This is a genomic window from Kitasatospora sp. MBT63 (genome assembly GCF_000710465.2).
Lineage (GTDB): Bacteria > Actinomycetota > Actinomycetes > Streptomycetales > Streptomycetaceae > Kitasatospora.
This window is the reverse complement of the sequence record NZ_JAIZ01000123.1, coordinates 1-5,885: the sequence shown is the minus strand read 5'-3', so window position 1 is coordinate 5,885 and position 5,885 is coordinate 1. Positions and strand designations below refer to the sequence as shown.

4 protein-coding genes and 1 pseudogene are annotated in these 5,885 nt (G+C 69.4%); 1 reads left to right on the top strand and 4 read right to left on the bottom strand.

Annotated elements, in window-relative coordinates; genetic code table 11:
• Positions 1-49: 49 nt before the first annotated feature.
• A pseudogene (locus AA75_RS08385) lies at positions 50-337 on the bottom strand (transposase); the annotation flags it as partial.
• 601 nt (positions 338-938) lie between these two features.
• Here AA75_RS08385 and AA75_RS08380 point away from each other — a divergent pair.
• Positions 939-1,784: an SDR family oxidoreductase gene (locus AA75_RS08380; protein ID WP_033819191.1), complete on the top strand. Its 846-nt coding sequence runs from the start codon at positions 939-941 to the stop codon at positions 1,782-1,784.
• A gap of 71 nt (positions 1,785-1,855) precedes the next feature.
• On the opposite strand, the gene AA75_RS08375 is transcribed toward AA75_RS08380, so the two are convergent.
• The 3 genes from AA75_RS08375 to AA75_RS08365 all read right to left on the bottom strand — a co-directional run bounded on the left by AA75_RS08375 (position 1,856) and on the right by AA75_RS08365 (position 5,766).
• On the bottom strand, positions 1,856-3,232 hold the full coding sequence (locus AA75_RS08375; protein WP_063794307.1) for a DUF3533 domain-containing protein: 1,377 nt from the start codon (positions 3,230-3,232) through the stop codon (positions 1,856-1,858).
• Positions 3,233-3,440: 208 nt separating this feature from the next.
• On the bottom strand, positions 3,441-4,235 hold the full coding sequence (locus AA75_RS08370) for a DUF4239 domain-containing protein (protein ID WP_033819190.1): 795 nt from the start codon (positions 4,233-4,235) through the stop codon (positions 3,441-3,443).
• A 280-nt stretch (positions 4,236-4,515) separates the two neighbouring features.
• A complete protein-coding gene (locus tag AA75_RS08365; RefSeq protein WP_033819189.1) occupies positions 4,516-5,766 on the bottom strand; it encodes a mandelate racemase/muconate lactonizing enzyme family protein in 1,251 nt (416 codons plus the stop codon).
• Positions 5,767-5,885: the final 119 nt, after the last annotated feature.

Here is a 5,885-nt window from a genome sequence, read left to right as displayed (position 1 = left end):
TTCTCCGCCTCGATGAACGGGTGCACCGTCACCGGGTCTCGGTCGCGAAGAAAGCCGTGGCCCGCTTGAGGATGTCCACGTCCTCGCGCAGCCGGCGGTTCTCCCGCCGCAGGCGGGCCAGCTCCTCGCGCTCGTCGCTGGTCAGGCCGTCGCGCTCGCCCGCGTCGACCTCGGCCTGTTTCACCCAGTCGCGCACCGCGGTCTCGGTCAGGTCGAAGTCTTTGGCCACCTGGCCGACCGAGCGGTCACCTCGCCGGCACAGCTCGACGATCTCGGCCTTGAACTCCGGCGTGAACGAGCGCCGAGGGCGTGGCTTCTTCTTCCCCGTGCTCTCCATGATGGACATCATCCTTACCAGGGCCGAAGCCCCTGATCAGGGGTGTCCGTCAAAGCGAATCAAGCCCAGTCCACCGCCTCCAGGTGCAGGCTGTTCCAGGCATCAGACGCAGCTTGTCAAGCCGCCGCGGAGTGGTCACCGTCTCGCCGTACCGGCTGAAAGAGGGCACCCAGACCGGTCGGTTTTGGCTTTCGACCACGCGGTGCGATGTATATCGTGGCGCGACTGGGCCCTCAGTGCGCAGCTTAGCTCAGCCGTTTCGTGGGCTGTGAGGCTCACTGGAGCTATTAGCTGAGGGCTCTGAAGTGTGCGGCCATGCGTTCTTAGTGGCGATGGTACTGGCGGAAGCCGCCCAACCAGGACACCGCCCGCTCGATCACCCAGCAGTCTATGCCGACGCGAGTGGAGAACTCGATGTTCCGGCGGGTGATGCGGGCGGTGATCTGGTGTGGCCGCAGGTAGGAGTGGATGAAGCGGTGGTCATGTGCTTTGAGCCCTGCGAATGGGACAGGGCTGCCGTCTTCCGCGATCGCCCGGCGCTCGGCAGAATCGCCGGGACTGAATCCATTCGGCTCCCAGCCCCCTGCGGACGGTGTGAACGATGCGGCCCACTCCCTGGTCGAAGTCCATCTGGCACGGCCGGCACGTACTGATCACCGGAGGCTCCAGCGGCATCGGCCTGGCGCTCGCCAGGGAGCTGCGGCGGCGCGGTGCCAGAGTGTCGGTCGTCGCGCGGGACCGCGTCAGACTCGAGCGGCTCGCGGAGGAGTCGAAAGGGCCGGGCCTGTCGCCGATCGCGGTCCGTTCGGCGGACGTCGCCGACGGGCCGGAGCTCGCGGCGGCCGTCGCCGCGCTCACCGAGGCCCACGGCGACGTGGAGCATCTGATCACCTCGGCGGGCACCGTACGCCCCGGGTACTTCATGGAGCTGACGGAGGGCTTCTTCCGGGAGAACATGGAGGTCAACTACTTCGGGACGCTGAACGCGATCCGGGCCGTGCTGCCACCCATGATCGCCCGGAGGACCGGGACGATCACCTGTATCTCCTCCGCCGCCGGCCTGTACGGGCTGTTCGGCTACACCGCCTACGCGCCGAGCAAGTTCGCGGTGCGCGGTCTGTGCGAAGCCCTCCGGATGGAACTGCGCCCCCACGGCATACAGGTCAGCGGTGTCTATCCGGCCGACGTCGACACACCGCAGCTGGCGATGGAGAACCTGTACAAGCCCCACGAGCTGGCGGCCCTCGCCGGTACCGTCAGGCCGGCCGATGCCCACTCGGTGGCCCTGGAGACCATCCGGGGCATCGAAGCCGGCCGGCGGGTGATCGTGCCGGGAGCCGCCAACCGGACGGTTGCTTTTCTCGCCCGCCTCGCCCCCCGCCTCGCCAACGGCTATGCCGATCGCGTGATCGCGAAGGCCAAGCCGCTACCGGGCCCGGGTGCGTGAAGACGGAGGCCCCGGTCCGGCGGATCGCGCCGGGCCGGGGCCCTCGACAGTCATGGGGGTGCGGTCATCGCTCACCCGGAGACGGCGGCTTCTCCGCCCTCTTCGTTCCTTTCGCTCTTCCCCTCCCGGCTGCTCTCACCGGCGGCGTCGGCACCGGGCTGCTGCCACTCCGGCACCAGGCGGCGCAGGCCCTTGCGGTCGTAGTAGGCGGTCATGCCGAAACCGAGGATCAGGGCCAGCACCGTACCTATGCCGATCATGGTCCAGGCCCGGGTCAGGCCCGCGTCGGCCCTGGCGTCGAAGTACAGGATCGCCCGGACGCCGTCGCTGAGCTGCCGCATCGGCTCGAAGTGGGCGAGGAAGCGGTAGAAGGTCGGCAGGGCCTGCAGCGGGATGGTGGCGCCGGAAGAGGGCAGTGCCAGCACGATGAAGACGAACATGCTGATCAACTGACCGAGCCCGCCGAAGGCGGCGTTGATCGCCTGCACTCCGAGTCCGACGGCGGCGCTGGCGCAGAACGAGAAGAGGAACAGCAGCGGCAGGTGGTCGGCGTCCATGCCGAGCAGACCGATCGTGGCCACCATGATCAGGCCCGAGGTGAGGGCGGCCAGGGCGAGGCTCATCGTGCTCTTCACCACGAAAGTGCGGGTCCGGGTGATGGGTACCGCGCGGCGCCGGGTGTGCCACGGCCCCACCTCGTTGTCCGCATACCCGAGAGCGGCGTCGACACCGTTGCCGATGATGTTGGCGCCGAGGAAGCCGGACATCACCAGCAGCAGGGCGTAGTAGAACGCGCTGAGCCCCAGTCCGCTGTGGGATCCGATCGGGTGCCCGACGTCGACGGTCACCGTCACCGGGTCCGCCAGCATCAGCGCCGCCGCGCTGCTGGTCGGAACACCTGCGGCGTGCACGGCCTCGGTCAGTTTCTGGCCGAGCTGCTGCGAGGCCTGGTGGCTGGCCTGCTGAGCGGCGGTGCTGGCGAAGGAGGATGCCAGGCTTCCGGCGCCGGGGTTCGTCAGGACCCGCATCACGGGGCGGGGAGGAGACTGCTGGCCCGTGGTGGCCAGCCCGGCGATTGCCGTGGTGAAGTTCTCCGGGACCTCGATGGTGCCGTAGACCTTGTCGGAGGCCATCCGGTCGCGGGCCTCCTCCGCGGACAGCACCTGCCAGTCGGTGCGGTGGTCGGTGGCGGCGGTGGCGGCGATCCCCGCGGTGATCTGCGCCCCGAGGTTCTCCTGGTGGCCGTTGACCGCGCCGCCCCGGTCTAGGTTCACCAGTGCCACCGGGAGCCGGTCGAGGTCGGTACGCGGGTTCAGGATCCCGCCCATGTAGAGCATCGACAGCAGGAAGGACACCACGCCGACCAGGACGGTGGGAAGGATCCACACGCGTGGGTTGCCCAGCACCTGCCGGGCAGTCACCCCGTAGGAGGGTACGAGTGGTTTCATCGAGAGGTCTCCTGCGTCGTCGCGGCGGTGAAGGTGAACGCCCAAGTTCGCACGCCGTGCCGTGACGCCCGATGGCTCTTCGGGTGTGGGTGCGGCCCTACTTGACCGCCCGATCGGGCAGCGGAACGACGCCTGTGCCTGCCGCTTCCCCACCCGGTGACGACCGTTCCGCCCACGACGGGACCCGATGGTCCTGGCAGGTTCCGGCCTACGGCTTCAGCCAGAACTGGGCCAGCACGCCGTCCATGAACGGTTGCGGGCTGACGCTGAGGTCGCCGGAGAACGGGCGGTCGAGGACCAGCACCAGCAGCAGGCTGAAGCCGATGAGGGAGGAGACCGCGCCGACGAAGATGATCTCGATCCGCCGGTCCTCGCGGCCGTACAGGAACGTCAGCGGAAGGATCACCAACGCACCGCCGAAGACCAGGACTTGGAGCAGGGTCGGGAGCTGTTGGCCGCTCTGGGTGATGCGGGCCCTGCGCTGCGCCACCACCTGGTCGAGGCTGGTGATGGCGTGCTGCTGGAAGGTCTGCTGGGGGACATCGGTCGGTGTGTACGACTGGAGTGCCTGGTAGAGGGCCTCCACCTCTGGCGCGGTCCGCCCGTAGTCGCTGCGCCCCTCGCGCATCAGCGGCCACTGACGCTCGACCACGGCGTGCACGTAGTCGCCCACGGCGGCGTCGACCTTGTCCCGCACCTCGGGCGGGAACGCGTTCGCGTCGCGGACGATCTGTGCGGTGGCGGTCGCCTCGGTGGCGACGATGGTCTCGGCCGACTGCAGCTGGGTCCAGAGGTTGACGATCACGAAGGCGAGGATCACTCCGTATATCGCGCCGAACAGGGAGAGCACCACGCCGACCATGTCGTTGTGGGTTCCTTCGGTGGTGCTCGGGAACCAGTGGCGGCAGAGCAGATCACCGAGCATCGCGAAGATGATGATCCCTCCGACCACCGCAGCGGTGAGCGCGAAGGTCGGCAGGTGGTTGAGCAGCCAGACTTCCATTGCCCGAGCCTAGGCGCCGAGAATCCGGTGATCGGCCGCCCGGAGCGATGACCACCCCGCAGACACCCCGTCGTGACGCGATCGGCGGCCCGATCGGGCCGCACGGCAGGTTCGGCTCCGGCCGTCGGCGAACCCTGGCTTCGGCCGGCGTCGCAGACCGGCCGAAGCCAGGGAGATCAGGTGACCGGACGGCAGAGAGGTTCCCCTGGACGCGGGAAGTACGGAGCGTACGGGGCCGTCTGCGGGAACCCGTACCCACGGTCGTGTCGCCGGAGAACGGTCACGTCCGTGCTTCGCGGGCGGAACCGCGACGGTTGCGGGCGAGTTCGGCGGTGGCGCGCAGGCCCTTGTCGCGCAGCGTGCGCAGCGCCAGCCGTCCCGCCGTGACGGTGCAGGTGCGCCGCCCCCACCGGCGCAGCGCCGCCCGGTCGACGGTGAAGCCCAGTCCGGGGAGATCGGGCAGGGTGAGCTTGCCCCGGTGGTGGGTGAACGGTTCCGTCAGCAGGGCGTCGCGGAGCCGGGGCGTCCAGGCCGGCGGGTCGAGGGGGTACTCCAGCAGACCTTCTCTGTCGCCGACGGCGGCCATCAGCTGGAGGTTGACGGCGAAGCCGAAGCCGTTGGTCCAGGTGTGAGGGGTGTAGGCGACGCCGTGGTTGCGGCACTCCTCGGCGACCTTGAGGGTCTGGGCGATTCCGCCGGTGAACATCGCGTCGGGCTGGAACACGTCGTAGCACCGACGGTGGATCATCATACGGAGTTCCGGCCAGCCGCCCGTGTGCAGCTCACCCCCGGCGATCGGAAGGCGCGCCCCCGCGGTGAGTTCGGACAGGGCGTCGTAGTCGTCCATCGGCAGCGGCTCCTCCAGCCAGGCGACCCCGAGGTCGGCGCAGGCGTCGGCGAACCGCCGGGCACGATCCAGGTCCCACAGCGGGGCGTCGGCGATCGCGGTCACCCGCCAGCCCTGGTTGGCGTCCACTCCGATGCGCAGCCGGTCGCCGAATTCGTCGACGACCGCTTCGACTTGGGCGATGTCCTCGGCCAGGGTGGGCGCATGCACGCGCAGTTTGACGGCGGTGAAACCTTCATCCGCCCTGCGGCGGATCTCTTCGACCCGCTGCGCGGGCGCGCGCAGCTCCCCGGTGGAGGCGTACAGACCGATGTCGCCGCTCTCGGCACCGAGCAGGCGGTGCAGCGGGAGGCCTTCGAGTCTGGCCTTCACGTCCCAGAAGGCCGGCTCCAGCCAGGCGTTGCGCAGGCCGAGGTACGCCATCTCGCGCAGCCGCTGCTGCACCACGGCGATGTCGGTCGGATCGAGGCCCAGCAGGTAGGGGCCGACGAGGTCGCCCAGACCCGCGCGTTCGCGTCCCATCGCGGGCCCGGCCGACCACCCTTCGACACCGTCGTCCGTGACCAGGCGGATGAGGTCGAACCGGTTGTGGGTCTGGGGATAGCCGGGGATCCAGGCAGGCCGGAACGGCACCGGGAGGGGGACCGACACGTGGTAGAGCTCGATACGGGACAGGATGGTCACACGCTTCCCATACCTTTCTTCCTGAGATGCCCGGGCCGGGCACACGGCCGGGACATGACGGGTCCGCGCTCGCGGCCGGCGGGTGCCGCCGGCGGTACCGACGGTAGAAGCGGCCCGCC

Coding starts and splice junctions, on each gene's coding strand:
- AA75_RS08380 (WP_033819191.1), top strand. CDS start 939: ATGCGGCCCACTCCCTGGTCGAAGTCCATCTGGCACGGCCGGCACGTA.
- AA75_RS08375 (WP_063794307.1), bottom strand. CDS start 3,232: ATGAAACCACTCGTACCCTCCTACGGGGTGACTGCCCGGCAGGTGCTG.
- AA75_RS08370 (WP_033819190.1), bottom strand. CDS start 4,235: ATGGAAGTCTGGCTGCTCAACCACCTGCCGACCTTCGCGCTCACCGCT.